The 24,209-nt window shown below is 72.6% G+C and carries 22 protein-coding genes; 16 read left to right on the top strand and 6 right to left on the bottom strand.

Annotated features, from left to right (window positions below; translation table 11 throughout):
* The first annotated feature begins 336 nt into the window (after positions 1-336).
* The 12 genes from ACIBI5_RS50905 to ACIBI5_RS50850 all read left to right on the top strand — a co-directional run bounded on the left by ACIBI5_RS50905 (position 337) and on the right by ACIBI5_RS50850 (position 15,046).
* On the top strand, positions 337-1,770 hold the full coding sequence (locus ACIBI5_RS50905; RefSeq protein WP_397258508.1) for an MFS transporter: 1,434 nt from the start codon (positions 337-339) through the stop codon (positions 1,768-1,770).
* A complete protein-coding gene (locus ACIBI5_RS50900; RefSeq protein ID WP_397258506.1) occupies positions 1,767-3,293 on the top strand; it encodes an FGGY family carbohydrate kinase in 1,527 nt (508 codons plus the stop codon). The genes ACIBI5_RS50905 and ACIBI5_RS50900 overlap by 4 nt, the downstream gene beginning before the upstream one ends.
* Entirely contained in the window at positions 3,290-4,963 is a 1,674-nt protein-coding gene (locus ACIBI5_RS50895) for an FAD-dependent oxidoreductase (protein ID WP_397258504.1), read from the top strand. Before ACIBI5_RS50900 ends, ACIBI5_RS50895 begins: the two co-directional genes overlap by 4 nt.
* Positions 4,960-6,513 (top strand): FAD-binding oxidoreductase, encoded by a 1,554-nt coding sequence (locus ACIBI5_RS50890; protein ID WP_397258502.1) that lies wholly within the window; start codon positions 4,960-4,962, stop codon positions 6,511-6,513. Before ACIBI5_RS50895 ends, ACIBI5_RS50890 begins: the two co-directional genes overlap by 4 nt.
* Before the next feature lie 10 nt (positions 6,514-6,523).
* Complete coding sequence (locus tag ACIBI5_RS50885; RefSeq protein WP_397258500.1) at positions 6,524-7,138, top strand: glycerol-3-phosphate responsive antiterminator; 615 nt, start codon at positions 6,524-6,526, stop codon at positions 7,136-7,138.
* A gap of 35 nt (positions 7,139-7,173) precedes the next feature.
* Positions 7,174-8,082: a DMT family transporter gene (locus ACIBI5_RS50880; protein WP_397258498.1), complete on the top strand. Its 909-nt coding sequence runs from the start codon at positions 7,174-7,176 to the stop codon at positions 8,080-8,082.
* On the top strand, positions 8,082-9,182 hold the full coding sequence (locus tag ACIBI5_RS50875; protein ID WP_397258496.1) for an alcohol dehydrogenase catalytic domain-containing protein: 1,101 nt from the start codon (positions 8,082-8,084) through the stop codon (positions 9,180-9,182). The genes ACIBI5_RS50880 and ACIBI5_RS50875 overlap by 1 nt, the downstream gene beginning before the upstream one ends.
* 608 nt (positions 9,183-9,790) lie before the next feature.
* The gene (locus tag ACIBI5_RS50870) at positions 9,791-11,194 is read left to right on the top strand and encodes an FAD-dependent oxidoreductase (protein WP_397258494.1); all 1,404 of its coding nucleotides are present in this window, start codon (positions 9,791-9,793) and stop codon (positions 11,192-11,194) included.
* A 454-nt stretch (positions 11,195-11,648) separates the two neighbouring features.
* Positions 11,649-11,894, top strand: a complete 246-nt coding sequence (locus ACIBI5_RS50865) for a hypothetical protein (RefSeq protein ID WP_397258492.1) — start codon at positions 11,649-11,651, stop codon at positions 11,892-11,894.
* Between the two features lie 296 nt (positions 11,895-12,190).
* Positions 12,191-12,706 carry an ArsR/SmtB family transcription factor gene (locus ACIBI5_RS50860; protein WP_397258490.1) on the top strand — a complete coding sequence of 172 codons (516 nt, stop codon included), beginning with the start codon at positions 12,191-12,193 and terminating at the stop codon, positions 12,704-12,706.
* Positions 12,703-13,851 (top strand): MFS transporter, encoded by a 1,149-nt coding sequence (locus tag ACIBI5_RS50855; RefSeq protein WP_397258488.1) that lies wholly within the window; start codon positions 12,703-12,705, stop codon positions 13,849-13,851. The genes ACIBI5_RS50860 and ACIBI5_RS50855 overlap by 4 nt, the downstream gene beginning before the upstream one ends.
* Positions 13,832-15,046 carry an aminopeptidase gene (locus tag ACIBI5_RS50850; RefSeq protein ID WP_397258486.1) on the top strand — a complete coding sequence of 405 codons (1,215 nt, stop codon included), beginning with the start codon at positions 13,832-13,834 and terminating at the stop codon, positions 15,044-15,046. The genes ACIBI5_RS50855 and ACIBI5_RS50850 overlap by 20 nt, the downstream gene beginning before the upstream one ends.
* A gap of 10 nt (positions 15,047-15,056) precedes the next feature.
* Here the strand turns inward: ACIBI5_RS50850 and ACIBI5_RS50845 are convergent, their stop codons facing one another.
* Positions 15,057-15,659, bottom strand: a complete 603-nt coding sequence (locus ACIBI5_RS50845) for a TetR/AcrR family transcriptional regulator (RefSeq protein ID WP_397258484.1) — start codon at positions 15,657-15,659, stop codon at positions 15,057-15,059.
* Between the two features lie 40 nt (positions 15,660-15,699).
* On the opposite strand from ACIBI5_RS50845, the gene ACIBI5_RS50840 reads away from it, so the two are divergent.
* Positions 15,700-16,875, top strand: a complete 1,176-nt coding sequence (locus ACIBI5_RS50840) for a macrolide family glycosyltransferase (RefSeq protein ID WP_397258482.1) — start codon at positions 15,700-15,702, stop codon at positions 16,873-16,875.
* 41 nt (positions 16,876-16,916) lie between these two features.
* Here ACIBI5_RS50840 and ACIBI5_RS50835 read toward each other — a convergent pair whose 3' ends face one another.
* The 4 genes from ACIBI5_RS50835 to ACIBI5_RS50820 form a co-directional block, all read right to left on the bottom strand.
* Positions 16,917-18,056, bottom strand: coding sequence for a retropepsin-like aspartic protease (locus ACIBI5_RS50835; RefSeq protein ID WP_397258480.1), 1,140 nt, complete (start codon positions 18,054-18,056; stop codon positions 16,917-16,919).
* The gene (locus ACIBI5_RS50830) at positions 18,053-18,649 is read right to left on the bottom strand and encodes an ArsR/SmtB family transcription factor (RefSeq protein ID WP_397258478.1); all 597 of its coding nucleotides are present in this window, start codon (positions 18,647-18,649) and stop codon (positions 18,053-18,055) included. The genes ACIBI5_RS50835 and ACIBI5_RS50830 overlap by 4 nt, the downstream gene beginning before the upstream one ends.
* 192 nt (positions 18,650-18,841) lie before the next feature.
* Positions 18,842-19,195, bottom strand: a complete 354-nt coding sequence (locus ACIBI5_RS50825) for a DUF2809 domain-containing protein (RefSeq protein ID WP_397258476.1) — start codon at positions 19,193-19,195, stop codon at positions 18,842-18,844.
* Between the two features lie 72 nt (positions 19,196-19,267).
* Positions 19,268-20,455, bottom strand: coding sequence for an acyltransferase family protein (locus ACIBI5_RS50820; RefSeq protein ID WP_397258473.1), 1,188 nt, complete (start codon positions 20,453-20,455; stop codon positions 19,268-19,270).
* A gap of 58 nt (positions 20,456-20,513) precedes the next feature.
* On the opposite strand from ACIBI5_RS50820, the gene ACIBI5_RS50815 reads away from it, so the two are divergent.
* From ACIBI5_RS50815 to ACIBI5_RS50805, 3 genes are read left to right on the top strand one after another with little or no spacing between them, the layout of a single operon-like run.
* On the top strand, positions 20,514-20,882 hold the full coding sequence (locus ACIBI5_RS50815) for a YciI family protein (protein ID WP_397258471.1): 369 nt from the start codon (positions 20,514-20,516) through the stop codon (positions 20,880-20,882).
* The gene (locus ACIBI5_RS50810; protein ID WP_397258469.1) at positions 20,879-22,057 is read left to right on the top strand and encodes an RNA polymerase sigma factor; all 1,179 of its coding nucleotides are present in this window, start codon (positions 20,879-20,881) and stop codon (positions 22,055-22,057) included. The genes ACIBI5_RS50815 and ACIBI5_RS50810 overlap by 4 nt, the downstream gene beginning before the upstream one ends.
* A 25-nt stretch (positions 22,058-22,082) precedes the next feature.
* Positions 22,083-22,880 (top strand): pentapeptide repeat-containing protein, encoded by a 798-nt coding sequence (locus ACIBI5_RS50805; RefSeq protein WP_397258467.1) that lies wholly within the window; start codon positions 22,083-22,085, stop codon positions 22,878-22,880.
* Here the strand turns inward: ACIBI5_RS50805 and ACIBI5_RS50800 are convergent.
* Positions 22,877-24,115 (bottom strand): RNA polymerase sigma factor, encoded by a 1,239-nt coding sequence (locus tag ACIBI5_RS50800; RefSeq protein ID WP_397258465.1) that lies wholly within the window; start codon positions 24,113-24,115, stop codon positions 22,877-22,879. The genes ACIBI5_RS50805 and ACIBI5_RS50800 overlap by 4 nt on opposite strands.
* Positions 24,116-24,209: the final 94 nt, after the last annotated feature.

The raw sequence follows: 24,209 nt of genomic DNA, 5'->3' as shown, positions 1-24,209 counted from the left end.
TGTGGAAGCGGCTCCGATGCCCGGCTTTGGAGTGATCGCCAAACCCCGCCCGCCCGGCCTTATCAGATCCGCCAAAGAGCCCCGGGACAGACGCCACCCGCACCAGGCGACGAAGTTCGCCGCCCGCGCCGAGGTGCGGCCCGCGATGGACGTCATCCGCTGACGAGTGCGGGGCCGATTTACGGTCCCTTCCTTGACATTTCGGACACCAGGTGAATAGTGTCCGGTCAATCGGCAGGCACAGACGAAGACATCCCTGTCAGTGGTCTTCGTCTGTGCTTTTGTCATTTCCGGACCGCTGGCAAGGGACTCCACCCCCCTGAAAGGCGGCTGGGCATGAGCGACGCCCCCGTGAACACCGCGATGACACGCATCCGCAACGCAGCGGACGCGGCCGACGTCATCGACACCCTGAAAAGCCTGCCCCGCAGGGCGAACTGGATCTGGTTCCTCGCCCTGGCGGGCCTGTTCCTGGACGCCTACTCCAACGCCGCCCTGGGCGCCGGCCTGTCTCCCATGGTCAAGCAGCTCGGCCTCTCGCCGGGCCAGGTGGGCCTGCTCACCGCCATGGCGCCGGCCGTCGCCATCGTGTCCAACCCGTTCGGCGGCTGGCTGGCCGCGCGCATCGGCAGGGTCAAGCCGCTGCTCATGACCAAGGTGGTGTTCGGGCTCGGCGCGCTGCTGACCGCCACCGGCTCCGACTTCCAGACCGTCTTCGCCGGACGCGCGCTGGTCGGCATCGCCTACGGCATCGACTTCGCGGTGGCCATGGCGCTGCTGGCCGAGTACACGCCGGCCTCGCTCAAGGGCAGGCTCAACTTCTGGCAAGGCGTCTGGTACACCGCCACCACCACGAACCTGCTGCTCACGCTGGTGTTCTACCGTTTCGACGTGGGCGCGGACATCTGGCGCTGGTCGGTGGCCTCCTCGGCCGCCTTCGCCCTGGCGCTGCTGATCCTGCAGCTGACGTTCCTGGTGGAGAGTCCGACGTGGCTGGCCGCCAAGGGCCGGCTGCGCGAGTCCGCCGCGGCCTTGCGGCACATGTACGGCTTCGCCGTACAAGAAGACGCTCCGCAGGCCGGGAGTACGGCCCCGCAGGCGCGGCAGGTGGGGATGCGCGACGCCGGCGTGCTGTTCCGCAAGCCGTATCTGCCGCGCACGGTGCTGTCCACGGTCATCTCCCTCACCCAGGCCATGCAGTACTTCGCGGTCGGCTGGTACCTGCCGGTGATCAGCCTGGAGCTGTTCGGCAGGGAGTTCGAGAAGGCCACGATCGGGTCGATGGCGTTCAACGCGGTCGGCATCGTCGGCGGCTGCCTGTCGGCCTACGCGGGCCGCCGCCTCGGCCTGCGGGTCAGCTCGATGACCGGCTACGCGGTGGTGTTCGCGGTCCTGCTGGTGATGGGCGCGACGTTCAAGGAACTGCCGATCGCGCTGGCAGCGGTGCTTCCCGCGCTGTTCATCTTCTTCCACTCCGCCGGGCCGGGCCCGAACGGCAAGTCGATCGCCGCGCTGTCCTACCGCAGCGACGTCCGCACCCTGGGCACCGGCGTGACCGGAATGCTGGGCAGCTTCGGCTCGGTCGCGGGCCTGTACCTGTTCCCGCAGCTGCAGGCGGGCATCGGGGTGGGCGCCAGCCTCATGGTGCTGTCGGTGGTGCCGCTGGCCGGCCTGATCACCTGCCTGCTGATCAAGTGGGACCCCACCCGGGTGCAGATCAACCTGGAAGAGGAGGCGATCGCGTTGCCGACCGGAGGCGGGGGCCGATGACCGGCGGAACCCGGCGCGGCGTCCTCAGCGTCGACGAGGGCACCACGGGCACCCGTGCCGCCGTCGTCCTGGACGACGGCAGCGCCGCCCCGCCCGCGTACCGGCCCATCTCCGTCCATTCCCCCGACCACCTGTGGGTCGAGCAGGACGCCATGGAGATCTGGGAGAAGACCGCCGAGGTCTGCCTGGAGGCCCTGGACTGGGCGCGGGCCCACGGAGTGGAGGTCACCGGCGTGTCGATCGCCACCCAGCGCGCCACCGTGCTGCTGTGGGACACCGTCACCGGCGAGCCGCTCACCCCCGCCGTGGTCTGGCAGGACCGCCGTTACGCCGCCCGGCTGCGCGAGTGGGAACCCGCCTGGGACGCCCGCCTGATCGAGCACACCGGCAGGCCGGTCGGCTCGCGCGCCCCGCTGCTGTGGGCCGCCGAGGTCATCCGCGACGACCCGGCCGTCCGCCGGGCGCACGACGCGGGCCGCGTGGCGTTCGGGTCGATCGACACCTGGCTGGTATGGCGGCTCACCGGCGGCGCCCGGCACGTCATGTCCGCCACCAACGCGGTCGCCGCCGGCGCCTACGACCTGCGGACCGGCGGCTGGTACGAGCCATGGGCCGGCTTCCTCGGCTGCCCGCGCGAGGTCCTGCCCCGGATCCTCGACGAGGACGGCGACTACGGCCACACCGAACCGTCGGTGCTCGGCGTGCGACTGCCGGTGCTGTCGGTGATGGGCGACCAGCACGCGGCGATGATCGCGCTCGGCGCGCACCGGCCGGGCCAGGCCATGTGCGTGCACGGCACGGGAACGTTCCTGGACGCCGTCGCCGGTGACCGGCCGCCCGCGCACCGCCGGACGGTGCCGGGGGTGCTGACGCTCGTCGGCTGGCGCTCGCGCGGCTCCGCGGTGTTCAGCCTGGAGGGTTACGCCGCGACGACCGGTTCCGCGGTGCGCTGGCTGTGCGAGGAGATTGGGCTGTTCGACTCGCCCGCCCAGCTGGCCGCGCTCGCCCGCGAGCATCCCGGGCCCAGCCGGGTACGTTTCCTGCCCGCGCTGGCCGGCCTGCGTACCCCGGTCTGGTCGCCCGAGGCCACCGGCGCGCTGACCGGGCTGAGCCTGTCCACGACCAGGGCCGAACTGGCCCGCGGCGTCCTGGAGGGCATCGCGCACTCGGTGTGCGACCTGCTCGACGGGGTGGAGCGGGCGCTGGGCGAGCCGGTGACCGATCTGTTCTGCGGCGGCGGGCTGGCCAGCAGCGACGTGCTGATGGCCGGCCAGGCCGACCTCATCGGGCGGCCGGTGCGCCGCGCCCGCGCCAACGAGACGGCCAGCCTGCGCGGCGCCGCCTACCTCGGCGGCGTGCGTGCCCAGCTCTGGCCCGACCTGCCCGCCGCACTCGCCGGGCTCGGCGACGTCCCCGTCTTCGAGCCCACGCTGCCCGACGCCGCCCGCGAGGAGGCCCGCGCCGGCTGGCGCGACCTGCTCACCCGGCACATCTCGTACGTACAGGAGGAGTCCCCCTCGTGATCCGGCTTCCAGGACGCAAGCCCCGATCGGAGACCAGGAGCGCCATCCGGCGCACCCCGCTGCGGCTGGACCGCCAGGCGCAGATCGAGCGGCTGGCCGCCACGCCGGTGGACGTGCTCGTCGTCGGCGGCGGCATCACCGGCTGCTACGCCGCGCTGGACGCCGTCACCCGCGGGCTGAGCGTGGCGTTGGTGGAACGCGACGACTTCGCCTCGGGCACCTCCTCCAAGTCCTCCAAGATGGTGCACGGCGGCCTGCGCTACATCGAGCAGGGCAACCTGCCGCTGGTACGCCGCTCGCTGCTGGAGCGCCAGCGCTTCCGCCGCAACGCGCCGCACCTGGTCAGGCGGCTGCCGTTCGTGCTGCCGATCCTCACCCAGGACGGCGTGTTCGACGCGCGCGTCGCCAAGGCCTTCGAAGGCCTGCTGTGGACCTACGACCTGGCGGGCGGCTGGCGCATCGGCCGGCTGCACCAGCGGCTCAGCGTGGCCGAGGTGCTGGCAAGGGCCCCGAGGCTGCGCGCCGACCGGCTCAAGGGCGGGCTGCTCTACTACGACAGCCGCACCGACGACGCCCGCCTGACCCTGACCATCGCCAGGACCGCCGCCCACTTCGGCGCCACCGTGCTGAACGGCGCCACCTGCCGCGAGCTGGTCAAAGAGGGCGGCCGGGTGCGCGGCGCCCGCGTCGAGGTGGACGGCCGCGCGGTCGAGGTGCGCGCCGGGGTGGTCGTCAACGCCACCGGCGTGTGGTCCGACACCCTGGACGCCCTGTCCGACCCGGCGCACCGGGCGCGGGTGCGTCCGGCCAAGGGCGTGCACATCGTGGTGCCGTGGACCCGGCTGCCGATCGACGGCACCGTGACCGTACCGGTGCCCGGCCGGGCCCGCCGCGCCACCTGCACCCGCTGGGGCGACGTGGTCGTGGTCGGCACCACCGACACCGACTACGACGGCTCGCCCGACGAGGTGCTGTGCACCCGCGAGGAGATGCGGTACCTGCTCGACGGCGCCAACACCGCCTTCGACGCCGAGCTCACCCCGGACGACGTGGTCGGCTCCATCGCCGGGCTGCGCCCGCTGGTCGGCTCCAAGGAGGGCGCCACGCTCGACATGAGCCGCGACCACCAGATCACCACCGACTCCTTCGGCCTGGTCACGGTCACCGGCGGCAAGCTGACCACCAGCAGGCACATGGGCGAACTGGTGGTCGACCGGGCGCTGAAGGTTCTCGGCCGCCAGGCGCGCTGCCGTACCGCCAAGCTGCCGCTGCTCGGCGGCGCCGGCTACGACGCCGAGGCCACGACCGCGACCGGCGGGCTCGGCGCCCACCTGGGCGAGCGGTACGGCACCGAGGCGCGCTTCGTCGCCGACCTGATCGCCGAGGACCCGTCGCTGGCCGGACCGCTCATCGAGGGCAGCGCGTACCTGCGCGCCGAGGTGGTCTACGCGGCCAGGTACGAGCTGGCCAGGAACGTGGACGACGTGCTGTCGCGGCGCACCCGGATGCGGATCTTCGCCCGCGACCTGTCGGTCAAGGCGGCGCCCGAGGTGGGCCGGCTGCTCCAGCGCGAACTGGGCCTGTCCGACGACGAGGTGGCCAGTCAGGTCGAGGACTACGTGCGCGGCGTGGACCGCGAGAAGAGCGTACTGATGGAGGGACTTTCATGATCAGCAGGCAGACCGTCACCCACCCGTTCAACCGGGGCGACTACGTGGTCGGCGCGCCCACCCCGCCGCGCTGGGCCGCCGACTGCCCGCCGGGGACGGGTCCGGCCAGCCTGCAGGACCGGGTGGTGCCGGTTCCCGGGAGCGTGGTGGCGGAGCTGCGGGCGGTCGGCGCGGCCGTGCACACGGACAGGGACGAGGTGATCCTGCGCACCCGCGACTGGTGGGCGGGCACCTCCATCGGCGAGACCGACGGCCGCCCGGCCACCCCCGAGGCGGTCGTGGTCGAGGTGGACGCGGAGGAGCAGGTGGCCGCCGTGGTCAGGATCTGCCACGAGCACCGCATCCCGCTGACCGTCTCGGCCGGCCGCAGCAACGTCCTGGGCGCCGCGCTGCCCGTGTTCGGCGGTGTGGTGCTGGACGTGTGCCGGCTCAACCGCATCCTGTCCTTCGACGCGGAATCCATGATCGTCGAGGTGCAGGCGGGCATGTTCGGCGACCTGTTCGAGAAGGAACTGCAGGAGACCCACGGCGCCACCACCGGGCACTGGCCGTCGGCGTTCGCCATCTCCACCGTCGGCGGCTGGGCCGCCTGCCGCGGCGCGGGCCAGCTCTCCACCCGGTACGGCAAGATCGAGGACATGGTGGTGGGCCTGGACGTGGTCCTGCCCGACGGCACCACAGCCAGCTACGGCACCTATCCGCGCGCCGCGGTCGGGCCCGACCTGCGGCAGTTGTTCATCGGCTCGGAGGGCACGCTGGGCGTCATCACCCGGCTGCGCCTGCGCACCCACCGGTTGCCGGACTACGCCGCGGGCATCGCCTACGGATTCGACACCTTCGCCGCCGGGCTCGACGCGTGCCGGGAGATCCTGCAGCGCGGCGCCACCCCGGCAGCGCTGCGCCTGTACGACGCGCACGAGAGCGGCACCCATTTCGGCCATCCGGAAACCAACCTCCTGCTGATCGCGGACGAGGGCGACCCGCTGCTGGTCGACGCCGTCATGGCCGTGGCAGAGGAGGTCTGCGCGGAACGCGCGTCGGTCACCCTGGACGGCGACGCGATCCTCGCCCGCTGGCTGGACGAGCGGATGATCGTCGGCAAGGCCGCCGACGGCTTCGCCAGAGGACCCGGGTTTGTCTCCGACACCTGCGAGATCGCCGGGCCGTGGGCCGCGCTGCCCACCCTGTACGACGAGGTCGTGGCCGCCATCGAGGCCGTGCCCGGCACGCTGCGCGCCTCCGCGCACCAGTCGCACGCCTACACCGACGGCGCCTGCCTGTACTTCTCGCTGCGCGGCGACGTCGAACGCGACCGGCGGCGGGCCTGGTACCGGGCCGCCTGGGACGCCGCCGCCGAGGTGCTCATCAAGCACGGTGCGGCGATCAGCCACCACCACGGCGTCGGCCTGCTGCGCTCGCCGTACATGCGGGACGCGCTGGGCGAGGGCCACGCCACCCTGGTCGCGGTCAAGCGGGCGCTCGACCCGCGCGGCATCATGAACCCCGGCAAGCTGGGCCTGCCCGGACCCTTCGAAAACCCGGCGCACTAAGGTGGATGCGGTGAACTCCCGCCACAAGCGCCCCATGGACCGGCGCCTGCTCGCCGCCCTGGCCGAGCATCCCGTCATGGCGTCGCTGGTCGGTGTGGAGATGGCCGAGCGGTTCACCTCCTCCACCGCCACGCCGCTCGGCATCCTGGCCTCGATCCCGCTCGGCGACCTGGCGGCGACGGTCGGGCTGACCGTGGAGGCCCAGAAGATCGGGTTCGTCAACATCGACTCGACGCCGGGGCTGGGGCACGACCCGGGGGCGCTGGCGTACCTGCAGGGGATCGGGGCGGTCGGGATCTGCTCCACCCGGCAGGCGATGATCGAGCGGGCCACCGGGATGGGGCTGCTGACCATGCAGAAGGTGTTCGTGACCGACCGGTCGAACCTGCGGCGCAGCCTGCAGTCCATCACCCGTTCGCAGCCCGACCTGGTGCAGGTCATGCCGGCCATGGTGCTGCGGCACGTCGAGCGGCAGATCAGGGAGGTCGGGGTGCCGTGCCTGGCCGCGGGGTTCGTGCAGAGCGCGGACGACGTGGTGGCGGCGCTGAAGCACGGGGCCGTCGGCGTGTGCACCTCCGACCAGGAGCTGTGGGACCTGCGCCGCTCCTCGCTGCGCGCCTCCTGAGAACCGCTTCCGTGCTTCGTGGAAGGACTGCTGCGATGACCTCTGCCCCCGTGCGGGAGGCCGCGCCCGCACGGCGGGTCCGGTGGCCTTCCGGGTGGTCGCCGGCGCCCGCCGTGTTCGTCGTGCTGTGGAGCAGCGCGTTCATCGCCGGCATCCCCGGGGTGAAGGCGGCGCCGCCCCTGCTGCTGATGTTCGCCCGGTTCGCCGTCGCCGGGTTGTTGCTGGGCGCGTACGCGCTGATCCGGCGGGTGCCCTGGCCGCGTGGACGGGCCCTGGCACACGTGGCCGTCGCCGGGCTGCTGATCCAGGCCGTGCAGTTCGGCGCCTTCTTCAGCGCGCTCGGCACCGGCCTGCCGGCCGCGGTCGTCTCCCTGGTGCAGGGGCTGAACCCGGTGGTCATCGTGCTGGCCGCGCGCTTCCTGGGGGAGCGGATCGGCGCCGGGCAGTGGCTCGGGTTCGGGCTCGGCCTGGCCGGGGTGGTGCTGGCGGTCGCCGACCGCGTCAGCCTGTCCGCCTCCGGGGTGGCGCTGTGCCTGCTCGGCCTGGCCGGGCTCAGCGCGGGCACCCTCTACCAGCAGCGGTACGTGCCCCGCATGGACGCGCTGAGCGGCACCGCCGTCCAGCTGCTCGTCAGCGCGCCCGTCGCCGGGCTGGCGTGGGTGGCGACCGGGCCGATCGCGGTGTCCGACTGGACCGCCTTCGGGCTGTCGGTGGGCTGGATGGCGCTGGTCAACTCCATCGCGGCGTTCATCCTCCTCAACCGGATGCTGCTGCGCGCGCCGGCCAGCCGGGTGAGCACCCTGTTCTTCCTGACCCCCGCGGTCACCGCGGTGCTGGCCTGGTCGCTCGCCGGGCAGCCGCTGTCCCCGCTCGCGGTCGCCGGGCTCGTCCTGGGCGGCTGCGGGGTGCTGCTGGCCAATCTCTCGACACGAAGGGCGATCTGATGCGGATTCGCGGAGCTGTCCTGGAAGAGATCGGCCGGGCGCGGCCGTACGCCGAATCTCGGCCCTTGTCGGTTTGTGATCTTGAGCTTGATCCGCCGGGGCCGGGCGAACTGCTCGTGAGGATCGAGGCCGCGGGCGTGTGCCACTCGGACCTGTCGGTGGTCGACGGCAACCGGGTACGGCCGCTGCCCATGCTCCTCGGCCACGAGGCGGCGGGCGTGGTGGAGCGGACGGGCCCCGGCGTCCCCGGCCTCGCTCCCGGGCAGCGCGTCGTCATGACGTTCCTGCCCAGGTGCGGCGGCTGCGACGGCTGCGCCACCGACGGCATCACGCCCTGCGTCCCGGGCAGCGCCGCCAACAACGGCGGCACCCTGCTGAGCGGCGCGGTACGCCAGCACAGGGACGGGACGCCGGTGCTGCACCATCTCGGGGTGTCCGCGTTCGCCACGCACACGGTGGTCGACCACCGCTCGGTCGTCCCGGTCGGCGACGACGTACCGCCCGAGGTGGCCGCCCTGCTCGGCTGCGCCGTCCTGACCGGCGGCGGCGCGGTCCTCAACGCCGGCCGGCCGCGCCCCGGGCAGACCGTCACGGTCGTCGGGCTGGGCGGCGTCGGCATGGCGGCCCTGCTCACCGCGCTGGCCCTCGACGACGTCAAGGTCATCGGCGTGGACGCCAACCCGGCCAAGCTCGCCGCCGCCCGCGAGCTCGGCGCGCACGAGGTGTACGGCCCGGCCGACCTGCCGGCCAGGGCCGAAGTCGTGGTGGAGGCGGCGGGCAGCGTCCGGGCGTTCGAGACCGCGGTGACCGCGACCGCCCCCGGTGGCCGCACCGTCAGCGTGGGCCTGCCCGCCCCCGGCGCCCGCGCCGCCATCTCCCCGCTCGCCCTGGTGGCCGAGGGACGCAGCATCGTCGGCAGCTACCTGGGCTCGGCCCTGCCCGCCCGCGACATCCCGGTGTTCGCCCGGATGTGGCGCGAGGGCAGGCTGCCGGTGGAGAAGCTGGTGTCGGCCAGAATCGGCCTGGCGTCCATCAACGAGGCGATGGACCACCTGGCCGACGGCACCACCCTGCGCCAGCTGATCGTCTTCGACCGGTAGCGGACGGTGTTTCACGCCTGCGTGAAAGTCCTCGAACGGCCCGGCGCGCGGTTCCTAGGCTGACCACGCGCCGGGCCCGTCCGAGTGTCCGGATCCACGAAGGGACAGCTTTCATGCGCACCGCCTACCGCCTCGTCGTCACCGCCGGGGCGATCCTCTTCTGCCTGCTCGCCGGAGGGGGTGTGGCCCACGCCCTGCCGTGGGAGGCATCCAGCGTCCCCGCCCCCTGCATGCCTCCGACCTGCGGCCAGTCGGCGGCAGACCCGGAGCCCTGCCCGCCACCCTTCTGCGGCCGGCCGGCGGCCGACAGATGCGCGCCACCGCATTGCGACAACCTGCCGGCGGCCACCCACGAGGGGTGCGCACTGCCGTTCTGCCCCCAGGCGGATCCGGCGCCCGCCGTGTGCTCGCCGCCATGGTGCCCCGTCGCTCCGCAGGCCCCCGGAACGATCCGGCGGGCGGCCCGGCGACTCGCCTGTTCCAGCTAATTTGACATCTCTCTAAACAGGGGCGCACTATGAGCACTGCTTCGACAAACTTCTAAACAAGGGTGCGGCCGGCACTCCAACCCCTGCCCGACACCGTTCCAACCCTGAGGAGAGCCTTCCATGAGCACCAACTGCTGCGGCACCACCACCGCCCTCGAACACGAGCAGATCGCGCACAACCCCGACACGACAGGCCTGCCCGTCGTAGTGATCGGCGCCGGCCCGGTCGGCCTGGCCGCCGCCGCCCACCTGACCGAACACGGCCAGCCCTTCCTGGTACTGGAGGCGGGCGAGCAAGCCGCCGCCTCCGTCGCCCGCTGGGGACACGTGCGGGTCTTCAGCCCATGGAAGTACAACATCGACGCCGCCGCCCGCCGCCTCCTCCAGGCCGACGGCTGGAGCGCCCCCGACGACGAATGGTTGCCCACCGGCGCCGAACTCATCGCCGACTACCTCGCCCCGCTGGCCAAGCTCCTCGGCCGGCACGTACGGCTCGGCGCCAAGGTCGAGGCCATCAGCCGCGCAGGCTACGACCGGGTCCGCACCAACGGCCGCCAGGACGCGCCCTTCCTCATCCGCCTCGAAGGCGGCGAAGAACTCCAGGCCCGCGCGATCATCGACGCCTCCGGCACCTACGAAACCCCCAACATGCTCGGCGCCAGCGGCCTGCCCGCCCACGGCGAACAGCAGGCCATCACGGCCGGACTGATCGACCACGCCCTGCCCGACGTCCTCGGCGCCGAGCGCGACCACTACGAAGGCAAGCGCATCCTGGTCATCGGCGCCGGCCACTCAGCCGCCACCACCCTGCTCGCCCTCGCCCAGCTGCCGGACGACACCCGCATCACCTGGGCCATCCGCGCCGGCGCCGCCGCCCGCACCTACGGCGGCGGCGAGGCCGACGCCCTCCCCGCCCGCGGCGCCCTCGGCACCCGCCTGCGCGCGCACGTCGACTCCGGCCGCATCCACCTCGTCACCGGCTTCTTCACCCACACCGTGGACGGCAACACGGTCATCAGCCGCGACCCCGCAGGCCACGAGCGGCGGATCACCGCGGACCGCGTCGTGGCCGCCACCGGCTACCGCCCCGACCACACCATCGCCGGCGAACTCCGGCTCGACCTCGACCCGATCCTCGGCTCCACCCGCGCCCTGGCCCCGCTCATCGACCCCAACGCCCACTCCTGCGGCACCGTCCCCGCCCACGGTGTCGACGAACTGGCCCACCCCGAACCCGGCTACTACGCCATCGGCGTCAAGTCCTACGGCCGCGCCCCCACCTTCCTCATGGCCACCGGCTACGAACAGGCCCGCTCCATCGCCGCCGCGCTGGCCGGCGACTGGGAAGCCGCCCGCGACGTCCAGCTCGACCTGCCCGAAACCGGCGTCTGCTCCTCCAGCCTCGCCGAAGCCCAGGAACAGCGCGTCGGCCTGGCCACCGGCATCAGCGGCGGCCTGCTCGCCACCCCGCTCCCTCTCGCCACCGCCACGGTGTCGGCCGAGGGCGGTAGCTGCTGCGGCTGAAGCGCCGCACGGAGAAAGGACCTGACACGTCCAGCGACACCCCACCGCCGCACCGCCGTGGGGCGCCGTTCTTCGGGTCCTGGTCGGACCGGTGGCCGAGCGGGTTGCGCGCCCACGTCCGGTTCCGCGGTCGCGGTGAGCGCGCGAACGCCCGGCCGAAGAGCGGGAAGATCCTCCGCAAGCCGGAGCCTTCGCCGGCGGGCTCTTGCGCGAGCGGTCGAAACGTCGCCCGCATCCGCCGTGCCTGACAGGGTCTTCGCTCTGACCTGCGAGAGACGCGGATGGCCCAAGGTGGTGATCGCTTTCGGCAACGATTGCTTCAATCTCAGGGTGTGGGCGATCCAGGAGGGTACTTGAGGGTGCGCAGGCATGTCAGATTTCCTGCACGGTCAACGCGCACATAGCCGCGACCGTATCGCCGGCCCATTACGCGGCATCATGAGAGGTGATTCATATGAGCTCGGCTTTTCATTACCGCGCCGTCTCCGACTCTTCCTGGACCACGATCCAGGACCCGAAGGAGGGATGCTACGACCTCCAAGCGGATGCCACCTTCGCGCACAACAAGACCAATTTCAAGGCCCTTCTTTACACGACGTTCACCTGCAACGAAGACCACCTGCACCATGCGCTCATCCCGAACGAAACCTACGACGGCGGCCTGTCGACATTCAGGTCCGTCCGGTTCGAACCGTCCTGACGTGATGCCGGGGTCCCGCCTTTCGCGGCGGTGACCCGAGGCGAATACTCTCGCTCGCCGGCCGGCGCGGCGGAAACGTCATCACGCTGATCCTCGCACCCCGAGGCCGGCGCCAACCTGGGTCTCCTCCATGCCGATGAAGACCGCCGGCATGACGTTCCCGATCTCTTCCGGTGTCGCCTGCGGGCGGGCGAACAGCGGGCCGGTCCATCCTGGCCGACGATCCGGTCGCCTGCTGATCACGTCGAAGGCCTGCCCACTTTCCAAACAGTTGTTGGGTAAGTCATAATCCCAACATGTCTTTGGAAAAGCGGGACGGCCTGGTGCCGCTGCGCGCGCTGGCCAACCCGTTGCGTATCCGCATCGTGTCGCTGCTGACGGGCACGTCGATGTCGGCCACCGAGGTCGCCGACGAGCTCGGCATCGCGCACGCCTCGGCCAGCTACCACCTGCGGCAGCTGGCCAAGGCGGGCTTCCTGCGACAGACGGATGAGCGGCCCGCGGCCGGAAGGGGACGCCCGCGGCGGCGCTACCGGTACGACGTGTCCAGCGGCGACCGCATCGATCGATCGGAGGGGCGCCAGCTCCTTCACCAGGCGATGAGTGCCGACCTGGGCAGGCGCCTGGCCGAGACCGATCGCCAGCGCGTCTCCACCGATGCCGAGGTGTGGCTGGCCAGGCCCGTCTGGGAGGAGGTCGTCGGACTGATCGACCAGGCCGTGGCACTCGTGCACGACAACGCCGGCCCGCCGCGGGAAGGCGTCAAAGTCAGCATGACGGCGCTCCTGCTCGAGCTCCGTGATGAGCGATGACCGGTCGCCTTCTCCTCGGCACGGCTGGTGCGTTCCTGTCGATCGGGCTGCTCATCCCGGCGGTGCCCCGCTATGTCGCCGGCCCGTTGGACGCGCAGACGGGCTGGGTGGGCGTCTCGCTGGCCGTCACCGCGGCGGCCGGGTTGCTCGCCCGCCCGCCGGCCGGGTGGGTGGCCGATCGGTCGGGACGCCGGGCGGCCGTGTGCGCGGGCGCGCTGTTACTGTCCGGCTCGTCCCTGGCCCTGCTGACGGCTCGGGATCTGCCGCTCTTTCTCCTCCTGCGCGGCGTCGCCGGCGTCGGTGAAGCGCTGGTCTACGTCGGTCTCGCCGCCCTGGCCAGCGACCATCGGCGCCCCGGCGCCGCGATCAACCACTTCTCCGTCGCGGTCAACGCCGGTCTGCTCCTGGGGCCGGCCGTCGCCGAGACGCTGTTCGCCGCCGCCGGGTTCACCGCCGTCTGGATCGCGGCCGCGGTCTCGGCGCTGGTGCCGGCGATCGTCGGCGCCACCGTGCCGAAGGCCACGAGTCCACCCGGCCCCGACCCCGGCGACCGGCAGGTTCCGTCCCGCCGCCCCAGGTCCGCGCTGCGAGCCGGCTTCGGCTACCTGGCCTCCGTCTGGGGCTACACCGTCGTCAGCGCCTTCCTGCCTCTGCACCTGGCCGCGCTCGGGGCGGGCTCCGGCGGCCTGTACTTCCTCGCCTACGGGATCGTTCTCCTGGCCGTACGGCTGGCCGGGCAGCGCCTGCTCGCCACGGCCCCTCCAGCTCGCCTGGCCGTCGCCTCCCTCCTGCTGACCGGGGCGGGATCACTCCTGCTCGCCGCCTGGCCCTCGCCTGCCGGAACCTGGTGCGCGATCGCGCTGACGGGCGCCGGGCAGGGGCTGGGGCTGCCCGCCTTCCTCAGGATGGCGGTGTACGGCGTGCCGGCCGGCGAACGTGGATCCGCCGTGGCCACCACGACGGCCTTCTTCGACATCGGGTTCCTCAGCGCGGCCCTGACCCTCGGCGCCCTCGCCGGCCACTTCGGCCTGAGCGGCGGCTTCGTCCTCGCCGGCGCCGTGTCCGCCGCGGGCGCGTTGCTGTTCCTGCCTCTTCTCCGCCACGACGAACACCAAGGAGCATCTCGTGACGCTTCCCGCCGCTGACCTGTCCCGCTACGCCGACGTCGTGTTCGACGTGGCCGTGCCCCTGCTGGCCGGCGACAGGGTGCTGATCAACGCCGAGATCGAGCATGCCCCGCTCGCCCGCGCGCTGGTCGAGGCCGCCTACGCCAGGGGCGCCCGCTACGTCGACATCTGGTACTTCGACCCGCACGCCAAGGGCTCGCGCATCCGGCACGCGGACCCCGCGACGCTGGCCGAGGTCCCCTCATGGCTCGACGCCCGCAACGACGACCTCGAACGGCACGGCGGCGTCCTGGTCAACCTCCGCGGCGAAGCCGCGCCCGACCTCCTGGCAGGGCTCGATCCGGTACGCACGGGGCTGGACCGCATGCCGTCCCTGACCTCCCGCCAGCGACTCCAGCTCAACAACCTGGTCCGCTGGACGATCATCCCCTGCCCTACTCCCGAGTGGGCCCGCACCGTCTTCGGAGAACCCGACCAGGACCGGCTGTGGCGGCACCTGCGCCGCATCCTGCGCCTCGACGAGCCCGACCCGCGCGCCGCCTGGCGGCAGCGTATCGACGACCTGCTCGACCGCGCCGCCCAACTCACCGAGATGCGCCTGGACGCCGTGCGCTTCGAGGGCCCCGGCACCGACCTGACCATCGGCCTGCTCCCCGGCGCCCACTGGACCGCCGCCCGTCTGCAGGACGTCGAAGGCCGCCCGTTCCAGGCCAACCTGCCGACCGAGGAGGTGTTCACCACCCCCGACTACCGGCGCGTCGACGGCACCGTCCGCGCGACCCGGCCGCTGTCCCTGGACGGCACCGTCATCCACGACCTCGAACTGACCTTCGCCGGCGGCGTCGTGACCGAGGTCAAGGCCCGTGCCGGAGCCGACGTCGTCCGCACCCACCAGGCCACCGACGCGGGGGCGGCCCGCCTGGGCGAACTGGCCCTGGTCGACCGCTCCTCGCGCGTGGGCGAAAGCGGCCTCACGTACATGGAGACCCTCCTGGACGAGAACGCCACCTGCCACCTGGCCTGGGGCGCGGGGCTGCCTCCCGGCGTACCGGCCCACCTGCGCACGGATGTCCCCGAGCGACTGGACGAGGCCGGCGTGAACACCTCCCGCGTGCACGTCGACTTCATGGTCGGCGGCCCGGACGTCACCGTCACCGGCCTGGCACCCGGCCGAAACGTGGTGCTGCTGCGCGACGACACCTGGCAGTTCTGACCCCGGCCCCTCATCCCGTCGTGAACAGACGGTCCAGGTGGTAGTGGGCGCTCGCCAGCGCCTGTCCGGGCTCGCGTACGCCGTGCAGGATGTCGGCGGCCAGCCCTTCGAGCAGGGCGAGCAGCACGATCGACTCCTGCTCGGCGTCGAGGTGGGCAGGGGTCTGGCCGTCCAGCTGCGCGCGTGTGATCAGCTCGGCCACCCGGGCGTGGAGCCAGGCGCTGTTCTCGCGCAGGACCTCGACCAGCTCCGGAGCGCCGGGCGCCCGTGCGGCCAGCGCCTGGCCGGTCCGGCGTTCAGACGTGCGCCGGGCGTCCAGGGGAAGGATCTCCGCGGCCAGCGAGCGCAGGAACGCCAGGACCGGACGGTCTTCCGCCCCGAAATCCGTCCCGGCCACGATCCGCGCGGTGACCTGCTCACCCAGGTAGCCGACCACGTAGCGGAGCATGTCGTCCTTGGTGTGGAAGTAGTGCTGCACCGATCCGAGCGAGATGCGGGCCTGGTGCGCCACGTCGCGCAGGGTGGCCCGGTCCAGCCCGTCGCGGCCCGCGATGCTCAGCACCGCCTCGGCGATGTGGCGCCGCCGTTCGTCGTGGTCAACCCATTTCGGCACGGCGCTCCATTCTCATACCTACGTATTATAATACAGCGGTATGGCGACCATCGCGTTCTTCGCCCCTTCTGCCGCGGGGCACGTCAACCCCATGCTCGGCCTCGCCGCGGAGCTCGTTCGGCGAGGTCATCGCCTCACCTTCGCCACCACGGCCGCGTTCGCCGGGCGCGTGGCCGAGACCGGCGCCGAGGTGGTGCCGGTCACCTCACTGTGGGAGTCGCTCGACGGCGCGCGGGCGCCGCAGATGCACGGCAAGGAGTTGATCCGGGCCATGCGCATGCTGTTCGAGGAGACCAAGGCGACGCTGGCGCAGCTGCCGCAGGACGAACGTCCCGATCTGGTGGTCCACGACGGGCCGCTCGGCTGGTGGGGGCGGATCATGGCCAGGCGCTGGCAGGTTCCCTCCGCGGAGGTCTGGCCCAACCTGGTCGGCAACGAGCACTGGTCGATGGCCGAGAAGTACACGACGTTCAATCCCCGGAGCCTGCGCTTCCTGTTCGCCGTCGTGCCGATCGCCGGCTTCCTGCGCAGGGAGGGGTTCGCCGACGTGCGGAGCTTCATGGAGGGTGGCGAGGCGGGGGTGCGGCTGGTCATGCTGCCGCGTGCCTTCCAGTACGCGGGCGCCACCTTCGGCGACGGCTACGCCTTCGTGGGCCCGGCGCTGACCGGACGGGCCTATCAGGGCGGGTGGCGCCCGTCGGGCGACCTGCCCGTGGTGCTGGTGTCCCTCGGCACCGCCTACAACGACCGGCCCGATTTCTACCGCATGGTGCTGGACTCGGCCAGGGGTCGCCCGTGGCAGGTGGTGCTGTCCGTGGGCGGGGCGGACCCGGCCCAGCTCGGCCCGATCCCGCCCAACGTCGACGTGCGCGAGCACGTGCCGCAACTGGCGGTGCTGGAGCACGCGCGCGTCTTCGTCACCCACGCGGGCATGGGCAGCACGATGGAGAGCCTGCACAGCCGGGTGCCGATGGTGGCGGTGCCGCAGATGGCCGAACAGCGGGCCAACGCCGACCGCATCGCCGAACTCGGACTGGGCACCTCACTCCAGCCCGCCCAGATCGACGCCACCGCGCTGTGGACGGCGGTGGAACGGGTCGCGGTCGACGAACGAATCCGCGAACGCCTCGACTGGATGCGCGGCGAACTGACCGCCGCCGGCGGCGCGACGGCGGCCGCCGACGAGGTGGAAGGGCTCCTCGCCTCCGGCCGGTGACCGCGGCCGGCGGGGCGGGGTCCGTACCAGGATGGATCCGCTCAGGGCGGTGATCCCGGTCTGAAGGTGTACTCGTGGCGGTCGAAGTCGAGCGTCCAGGCGTACCGGGCGAGGAACGCCTGCGAGAGCAGGCCGTCCACCCTCACCCCGCCCAGCTGCGACCAGGGCAGCCGCCGGCCCGGCGCGATCGACAGCAGGTGCCCGTCCTGCTCCAGCGAGCCGAGCCGCAGCGGGCGCGTGGCCCTGAGGTGGGTGCCGGACAGCTCGCCGGGCGCGACGCCCCAGGACCGGTACTGGCTCCTGGTGGCGAAGACGGCGGCCTGACGCTGCGTGCCGCCGTCCTCCAGGAGCTGGACCAGCCCGGAGTCGACGAAGAAGGTCAGGTCGAGCTCGCCGTAGCCGCCTGCGGCGAACATGAAGTGATCGCCCCACAGATGGAACGGCATCCGCGTGCCGCCGGGCGGGGCGGCCGATCCGCGCGGGGCCAGCAGCAGCCGGGCCGCCGGGGTGTCGATGGTGGCCAGGAACCGCCGCAGCAGGCACGTGCCCATGATCACGAGGTCCTGCGGGCCGGTGAGCGTCGGCAGGATGTCCACGGGCACGTTGGTGAGCACGGTCCCGCCCAGGTTCAGCTCGCCGGCGATGCCCGCGCGGGCGGGCCCGGAGGTGACGCCGTGGAAGCGACGCCCGCTCGGCACCGATTCGACGCCCGCCGCGGCCGCCCGTTCGGAGCCCATCACCAGGAACGTGCCGCCGGTGTCGAGGTGAAGGAGCGTGCGGCGGCCGTTGAGCGTGGCCTCGACGGCCGGCAGGTACGGGGTCAGCGGGTGGTCGGCGAACGGCAGCTCGACCGGTCCCGCGGCCTTCACCGTCATCGGGTGATCGCGGCGTAAGGCCAGGTTCGGCGGGATGCGGCGGTGTCTGCGGCGCAGGTGCGCACATGCCTGGCCGGGCTGGTCGAGGTGCAGCCAGGCGTCGGCGATCGGCAGGTCCAGCGCGCGGGGCGGGCGGCCCAGGCGGTCGTAGCGGCTCAGTGCCTCCGTCAGCCGGCCGCGCACGAGATCGGCCAGGAGCGGTAACCGCTCGTCCCCGGCCGCGGCGGCGAGCCGCGCTGCCCGGTCGATGTCGCCGGCCCTCCATGCGGTACGGGCGGGGGCCGTTCCCGGCCGGAGCGGCGTCATGGCTGCTCCGGCCCGGTCGTGACCGTGCCGGGATCGCCCGGCCCGAGGTCGGGGGACATGCCCGCGGCCGGGTCGCCCGCGCTGAGATCGACCGCGGCGGCCAGGATCGCCAGCAGGGGGATGACGGCCTGCGGATACACCTCGTACGCCCCTCGCTTCCGCTGGGTGATCAGCCCGGCTCTCTGCAGCTCGCGCAGGTGGTGGTACAGCTGCCCGGTGGAGGTCTCCCCGCCGAGCGTCTCCTGCAACTCGGCGGAGGTACGCGTGCCGCCGGCGAGGCTGCCGAGAAGGGCCAGCCGGTGCGGGCTGCCCATCGCCTCCAGCACGGCGGCGGCGTGCGCCCAGTCGGCCGCCATGAGGTCGTCGACCTCGTGCTGCCCGGCCCACGCGTACTCCAGATCGTCGAGGTGGACGGCCCCCTGGTAGGCCACGGTGCCCGAGGTGCCGTTCTCGGTGGCGCGTTCGCGGAAGTGCTGGGCGAGGTTCAGGGCGGAGGCGCCGTGGGGCGCCTGCGGGGGGTTGGCGGGAGGGCGCTCGGCCTGACGTTCCAGGCGGTCGACCCGGCGTTCCAGCGCCGCCAGGCGATCTTCCATCTGTTCCTCCAATATTCCGATATTTCGTAATAACGTAGGATGATGGGCAGGATGAGTCAATCCCCCGGGAGCGGCGACCCGTGACGGGCGTGCGGACGGCGAGGCCGACAGGGTGGGGCGCGCTCGCCGTCAGCGCTTCACGGGGGCGAAGGCTCCCCAGCCGAGACGCTCACGCCCGTAGCGGGGGTAGAGTCAGCCGGTCTGATCGCCGGATCGGACCGACCGGCGTTCCCAGGCCAGGGCCATGACCACCCCGACGGCATAGGCGACCAGGTCCCAGGGGTCGGGGAACGCGCCCACCAGGACACCGCCGACGCCCGGCGGGATCAGGCCGACCACCTGGTAGACCTCGACCGCGGCGGCGATCGCGGCCGTGGCCAGGGCGCGGCGTGCGGCGGTGGTGCGCCACAGCAGCCCCAGGAACGCGTAGACCAGCATGGTGGCGCCGACGTCGCTCACGTAACCGCGGACGAACGGCTGTCCAGGGCCCCGGTAGAAGAGGGCGAGCGCGCCGACGGCGAGGGCGACGCCACCCAGAACGACCATGGCACGGCGCATGAGATCGACAACTACTCCGCAGGTCAGCGATCAGGACGAACCTGATCATAGAGCTCGTGGCTAGACGCGCATGCCGAACAGGAACCGGGTGAGCTTGGTACGGCGGACGACCACGTCGTACACGGTGAAGATGATCGCCAGCGAGGCCAGCACCACCACGGCCAGCTTCACCGCCAGCGGCAGGTGCCACGACACCACGAAGAACGCGACGACGACCACGATCGGCTGGTGGAGCACGTACAGCGGCAGTACGGCGGGCGCCAGGTAGGCGTAGAACCGGCTGCCGCCTCCTGCCTGCGGAGAAGGGGCGCGGGGGCGGTCGAGCAGGCCCATGATGGCGACGACGCAGGACCAGCCCGCCGCGCCGTACAGGACTCTGGCGCCCATCGCGAACGGCGTCATGGCCGAGAACATCTCGTCACCCGCGACGATGAACGCGGGTGAGCCCGCGACGAAGAAGACGACGCCCGCGGTCAGCGCGAGTCTGGCGTCGCGCCGCATCGCCTCGCGGAAGCGGCCGTCGGCGGCGATCACGAACCCGCAGGCGAAGAAGAGCAGGTACGTCCAGTGGTGCCAGCCGCCGTACTCCTGCTCGATGCCGAGCAGCGCGCAGGCGGCACCCAGCAGCAGGGCGGGCAGCAGGATGGTCCCGCGCCGGCCGGTCAGCGCGGCCATCCGCTCGCAGGCGGCGCGCGCCCGCGCGGCCGGCACCCAGCGGACCAGAGGCGCCAGCAGCAGCGCGAACGTCAGCAGCAGCAGGACGAACCACAGGTGCCCGGTCTCGAAGTAGCGGCCCTGCAGCACGAAGGGGAACCTGCCCCACTCCAGGTGGATCGTGAAGAAGTCGGGGAGGAACTGCCAATACGACTCGTGGTAGCCAGGGTGCGAGCGTAACCGCAGCCACTGGGGGATCGGCAGCAGCGTGACCATGGCGAAGACCAGCGGGACGCCCAGCCGCTGCAGCCGCTCCCGCGCGAACCCGCCCGGCCCCCGCTTGGCCAGCGAGTGCCACGACCCCACGCCGGCGATGAGGAAGAGCAGCGGCATCGCCCACACGACCGCCAGCCCCGCGAAGATCATTGTGACGCTGGTGGTGTCGGCGTTCTTGACGTAGAAGTCGCTGCCTTCGTCGAAGACGAGGGAGGAGTGGAAGAACACCAGCCCGACGACGACCATGGCCCGCAGGGCGTCCAGGGCGGTGCGCCGTTCCGGCCGCGACGTCGAGAGTGGCTCGCTGCGTGCGGTCATCACCGGTCCAGTCTCCGCCTGACCGGTGAGTAGCGCCAGCGAGACTACGCTCGGCAGGGTGAAGTATCTGATCCTGATCTACAGCAACCCCGAGACCCGCCAGGTGTGGGACACGCTCCCGGTGGAGCAGCGCTCGGTAGGACTGGACGCCTACGCCAAGCTCACCGGCGACCTGGCCGCCTCCGGTGAACTGATCGCCAACGCCGCGCTCGCCCAGCCGTCGGCGGCCAAGACGGTGACGGTCAGCCAGGGCGAGGTCGTCGTCAGCGACGGGCCGTTCGCCGAGGTCAAGGAGTACCTGGCCGGGATCTACCTGATCGAGTGCGAGAGCGAGGAACGGGCGATCGAGGCGGCGGCACGGGTGCCGGAGGCGCAGGTCATGCGCATCGAGGTCCGCCCGGTCATCGAGCTGAGCGACTTCCTGTGAACGAGCTGCTGCGCGAGCTGGCGCCCCAGGTTCTGGGCGCGGTCGTGCGGCGCTACGGCGACTTCGACGCCTGCGAGGACGCGGTCCAGGAGGCGCTGCTGGCGGCGGCCGTCCAGTGGCCGGAAGAGGGGTTGCCCGACCACCCCAAGGGCTGGCTGATCACGGTCGCCTCGCGGCGGCGGATCGAGGTGCTGCGCTCGGAGTCGGCGCGGCGGCGGCGGGAGGAGAACGCGGCGGCGCTGGAGCCGCCGGAACCGCCGCAGGCGCCCTCGGCGGACGACGCGCTGACGTTGCTCATGTTGTGCTGCCACCCCGCGCTCACCACGACCTCGCAGGTCGCGCTGACGCTGCGCGCGGTCGGCGGCCTGACCACCGCGGAGATCGGGCGCGCGCTGCTGGTGCCCGAGAGCACGGTGGCCCAGCGCATCAGCCGCGCCAAGCAGCGCATCAAGGGCGCCGCGTTCGTCCTGCCGCCGGAAGGCGAGTACGGCGAGCGCCTCGCCGCGGTACGCCACGTCCTCTACCTGATCTTCAACGAGGGCCACACGGCCAGCTCAGGCGAGCACCTGCAGCGGGTGGAGCTGTCCGGCGAGGCGATCCGGCTGACCAGGCAGCTGCGCGCGCTGCTGCCCGCGGACACCGAGGTGGCCGGGCTGCTGGCGCTCATGCTGCTGACCGACGCCCGCCGTCCCGCCCGCGACGGCCGGGACGGCGAGCTGATCCCGCTGGCCGAGCAGGACCGTACGCTCTGGCGCGCCGACCACATCGCGGAGGGCGTGGCGCTGGTCACCGAGGCCCTGACCGGCGCCCCGATCGGCCCCTACCAGGTGCAGGCGGCCATCGCCGCGCTCCACGACGAGGCGCCCAGCACGGGGGCGACCGACTGGCCGCAGATCCTCACCCTGTACGACCTGCTGGCCACGCTGGCCCCGGGCCCGATGGTGACGCTCAACCGGATCGTGGCGCTGGCCATGGTCCACGGCCCGCGCGCCGGGCTTGAGCGCCTGGCCGAGGTGGAGGCGGAGCTGTCGGGACACCACCGCCTGCACGCCGTCCGCGCCCATCTGCTCGACCTGGCCGGCGAGCACGAGGCGGCCCGGGAGGAGTACCGGCTCGCCGCCCGGCGCACCCTCAGCCTGCCGGAACGCCGCTATCTGGAGTCCCGCGCCCGCTGAACCCGCGCGATATCCTCGTGGCATCATGCTCGACGACTCTCTGCGCGCCGACTGCGCCAACTGTTTCGGCCTGTGCTGCGTGGCCCTGCCGTTCGCCCGCTCGGCGGACTTCGCCATCGACAAGGAGGCCGGCCGGCCCTGCCCGAACCTGGGCGGGGATTTCGGCTGCGGCATCCACGCGCGGCTGCGGCAGAAGGGCTTCACCGGCTGCACGGTCTACGACTGCTTCGGCGCCGGGCAGAAGGTCGCGCAGGTCACCTTTGGCGGGGTCGACTGGCGGCAGGAGTCGGCCGGCCAGATGTTCGCCGTCTTCCCGGTGATGCGCCAGCTCCACGAGCTGCTGTGGTACCTCGCCGAGTCGCTCGGCCACCCCGCCGCCGAGCCGGTGCACGAGGAGCTGCGCAAGGCGCTCGACCACGTCGACGGCCTCACCCGGCGGCGGCCGGAGCACCTGCTGGAGCTGGACGTGACACAGGTGCGCGGCGAGGTCAACACGCTGCTGCTGCGCGTCAGCGAGCTCGTGCGCGCCGGGAGCGGGGGCAAGCGGAAGAACCGCCGCGGCGCCGACCTCATGGGCGCCAAGCTCAGAGGCGCCGACCTGCGCGGGGCCGACCTGCGCGGCGCCTACCTCATCGGCGCCGACCTGCGGGGCGCCGACCTGCGCCAGGCCGACCTCATCGGCGCGGACCTGCGGGGCGCCGACGTCAGGGGCGCGCGGTTGGCCGGCAGCCTGTTCCTGACCCAGTTCCAGGTCAACGCCGCCGCCGGTGACGCCGCGACCACGCTGTCCGGCGCGCTGATCCGGCCCGATCACTGGGGTTAGCCGGTCAGGCGGGCGGCCCTGCCGTACAGGTAACGCCGTTCCTGAAGGCTGGTGGTGCGGGCGGCGGCGAGCTCGTAACCGGCCCGCGCGGCCTCGCGCTCGCCCGCCATCTCCAGCAGATGCGCCCGTACGGCGTGCAGCCGATGATGGCCCGAGACGCGCGGATCGGCGCCCAGCTCCTCCAGCAGGTCGAGACCCGCGCGCGGGCCCCGGCACATGGCGACGGCGACGGCGTGGTTGAGCGCGGCCATCGGGTTGCCGGACAGCTCCATCAGCACCCCGTACAGGGCGGCGATCTGCGGCCAGTCGGTCTCGCGCTCGCTCGGCGCCTCGTCGTGGAGCGCGGCGATCGCCGCCTGCACCTGGTACGGCCCCGCCGGCCCCTTGGGCAGCGCCCCGCTGACCAGCGCCACCCCCTCCTCGATGAAGTCCCTGCGCCACAGCGTCCGGTCCTGCTCGGCCAGCGGCACCAGTTCGCCGCCGGGCCCGTCGCGCGCGGGCGTCCTGGCGTCGGTCAGCAGCATCAGCGCCAGCAGCCCGGCCACCTCGCCGTCGCCGGGCAGCAGCCGGTGCACGATCCTGGCCAGCCGGATGGCCTCTGCCACCAGGTCGGCTCTGACCAGGTTCGGCCCCGACGTGCTCGCGTACCCCTCGGTGAAGATCAGGTAGAGCACGCGCAGGACCGCGGCCAGCCGTTCGCCGCGCTCGGCCTCGGCGGGCAGCCGGAAGGGCAGGCCGCTGGCCTTGACGCGCTGCTTGGCGCGGGTGATGCGCCGGCCCATCACCGGCTCCGGGACGAAGAACGCGCGGGCGATCTCCCGTGTGGTCAGGCCGCCGACCGTGCGCAGGGTGAGCGCGACCTGGAGGTTCGGCGCGAGAGCCGGGTGGCAGCACAGGAACAGCAGGATCAGCGTGTCGTCGCCGTCGGCGGGCCGCCGGTCGGCCGCGGGGGACTGCCAGTCCTCGGGCAGCGCCCGGGTGGCGACCTCGTCCTCGCGCCGCTGCCTGGCCCGCTCGCTGCGCAACAGGTCGGTCAGCCGCCGCGAGGCGACGGTGATCAGCCAGGCGCGCGGGTTGTCCGGCTTCCCCTCCCGCGGCCACTGTTGCGCGGCCGCGATGAGGGCCTCCTGGACGGCGTCCTCGGCCAGGTCGAAGTGGCCGTAGCGGCGCACGAGCGCGCCGAGGACCCGCGGCGCCAGCTCGCGCAGCAGGTCCTCGGCCGGGATGCCCGCCACTAGGTGTACTTGGCCATGATCTTGATGACACGTGGCCATGATTGATTGATCATGAAGAAGACCTCCGGCGTAGTGGAGTTGCTGACTTCACCCA

Origin of the sequence: Nonomuraea sp. NPDC050540, from assembly GCF_044457485.1 — a bacterium.
Lineage (GTDB): Bacteria > Actinomycetota > Actinomycetes > Streptosporangiales > Streptosporangiaceae > Nonomuraea.
Note: the sequence above shows the minus strand (reverse complement) of the source record. Positions and strands in the feature narration are given on the sequence as shown.

Bases quoted from the DNA above. Each gene is read 5' to 3' on its own strand.
- ACIBI5_RS50905 (WP_397258508.1), top strand. From the start codon at position 337: ATGAGCGACGCCCCCGTGAACACCGCGATGACACGCATCCGCAACGCA.
- ACIBI5_RS50900 (WP_397258506.1), top strand. From the start codon at position 1,767: ATGACCGGCGGAACCCGGCGCGGCGTCCTCAGCGTCGACGAGGGCACC.
- ACIBI5_RS50890 (WP_397258502.1), top strand. From the start codon at position 4,960: ATGATCAGCAGGCAGACCGTCACCCACCCGTTCAACCGGGGCGACTAC.
- ACIBI5_RS50880 (WP_397258498.1), top strand. From the start codon at position 7,174: ATGACCTCTGCCCCCGTGCGGGAGGCCGCGCCCGCACGGCGGGTCCGG.
- ACIBI5_RS50875 (WP_397258496.1), top strand. From the start codon at position 8,082: ATGCGGATTCGCGGAGCTGTCCTGGAAGAGATCGGCCGGGCGCGGCCG.
- ACIBI5_RS50870 (WP_397258494.1), top strand. From the start codon at position 9,791: ATGAGCACCAACTGCTGCGGCACCACCACCGCCCTCGAACACGAGCAG.
- ACIBI5_RS50865 (WP_397258492.1), top strand. From the start codon at position 11,649: ATGAGCTCGGCTTTTCATTACCGCGCCGTCTCCGACTCTTCCTGGACC.
- ACIBI5_RS50860 (WP_397258490.1), top strand. From the start codon at position 12,191: ATGTCTTTGGAAAAGCGGGACGGCCTGGTGCCGCTGCGCGCGCTGGCC.
- ACIBI5_RS50855 (WP_397258488.1), top strand. From the start codon at position 12,703: ATGACCGGTCGCCTTCTCCTCGGCACGGCTGGTGCGTTCCTGTCGATC.
- ACIBI5_RS50840 (WP_397258482.1), top strand. From the start codon at position 15,700: ATGGCGACCATCGCGTTCTTCGCCCCTTCTGCCGCGGGGCACGTCAAC.
- ACIBI5_RS50835 (WP_397258480.1), bottom strand. From the start codon at position 18,056: ATGACGCCGCTCCGGCCGGGAACGGCCCCCGCCCGTACCGCATGGAGG.
- ACIBI5_RS50830 (WP_397258478.1), bottom strand. From the start codon at position 18,649: ATGGAAGATCGCCTGGCGGCGCTGGAACGCCGGGTCGACCGCCTGGAA.
- ACIBI5_RS50825 (WP_397258476.1), bottom strand. From the start codon at position 19,195: ATGGTCGTTCTGGGTGGCGTCGCCCTCGCCGTCGGCGCGCTCGCCCTC.
- ACIBI5_RS50820 (WP_397258473.1), bottom strand. From the start codon at position 20,455: ATGACCGCACGCAGCGAGCCACTCTCGACGTCGCGGCCGGAACGGCGC.
- ACIBI5_RS50805 (WP_397258467.1), top strand. From the start codon at position 22,083: ATGCTCGACGACTCTCTGCGCGCCGACTGCGCCAACTGTTTCGGCCTG.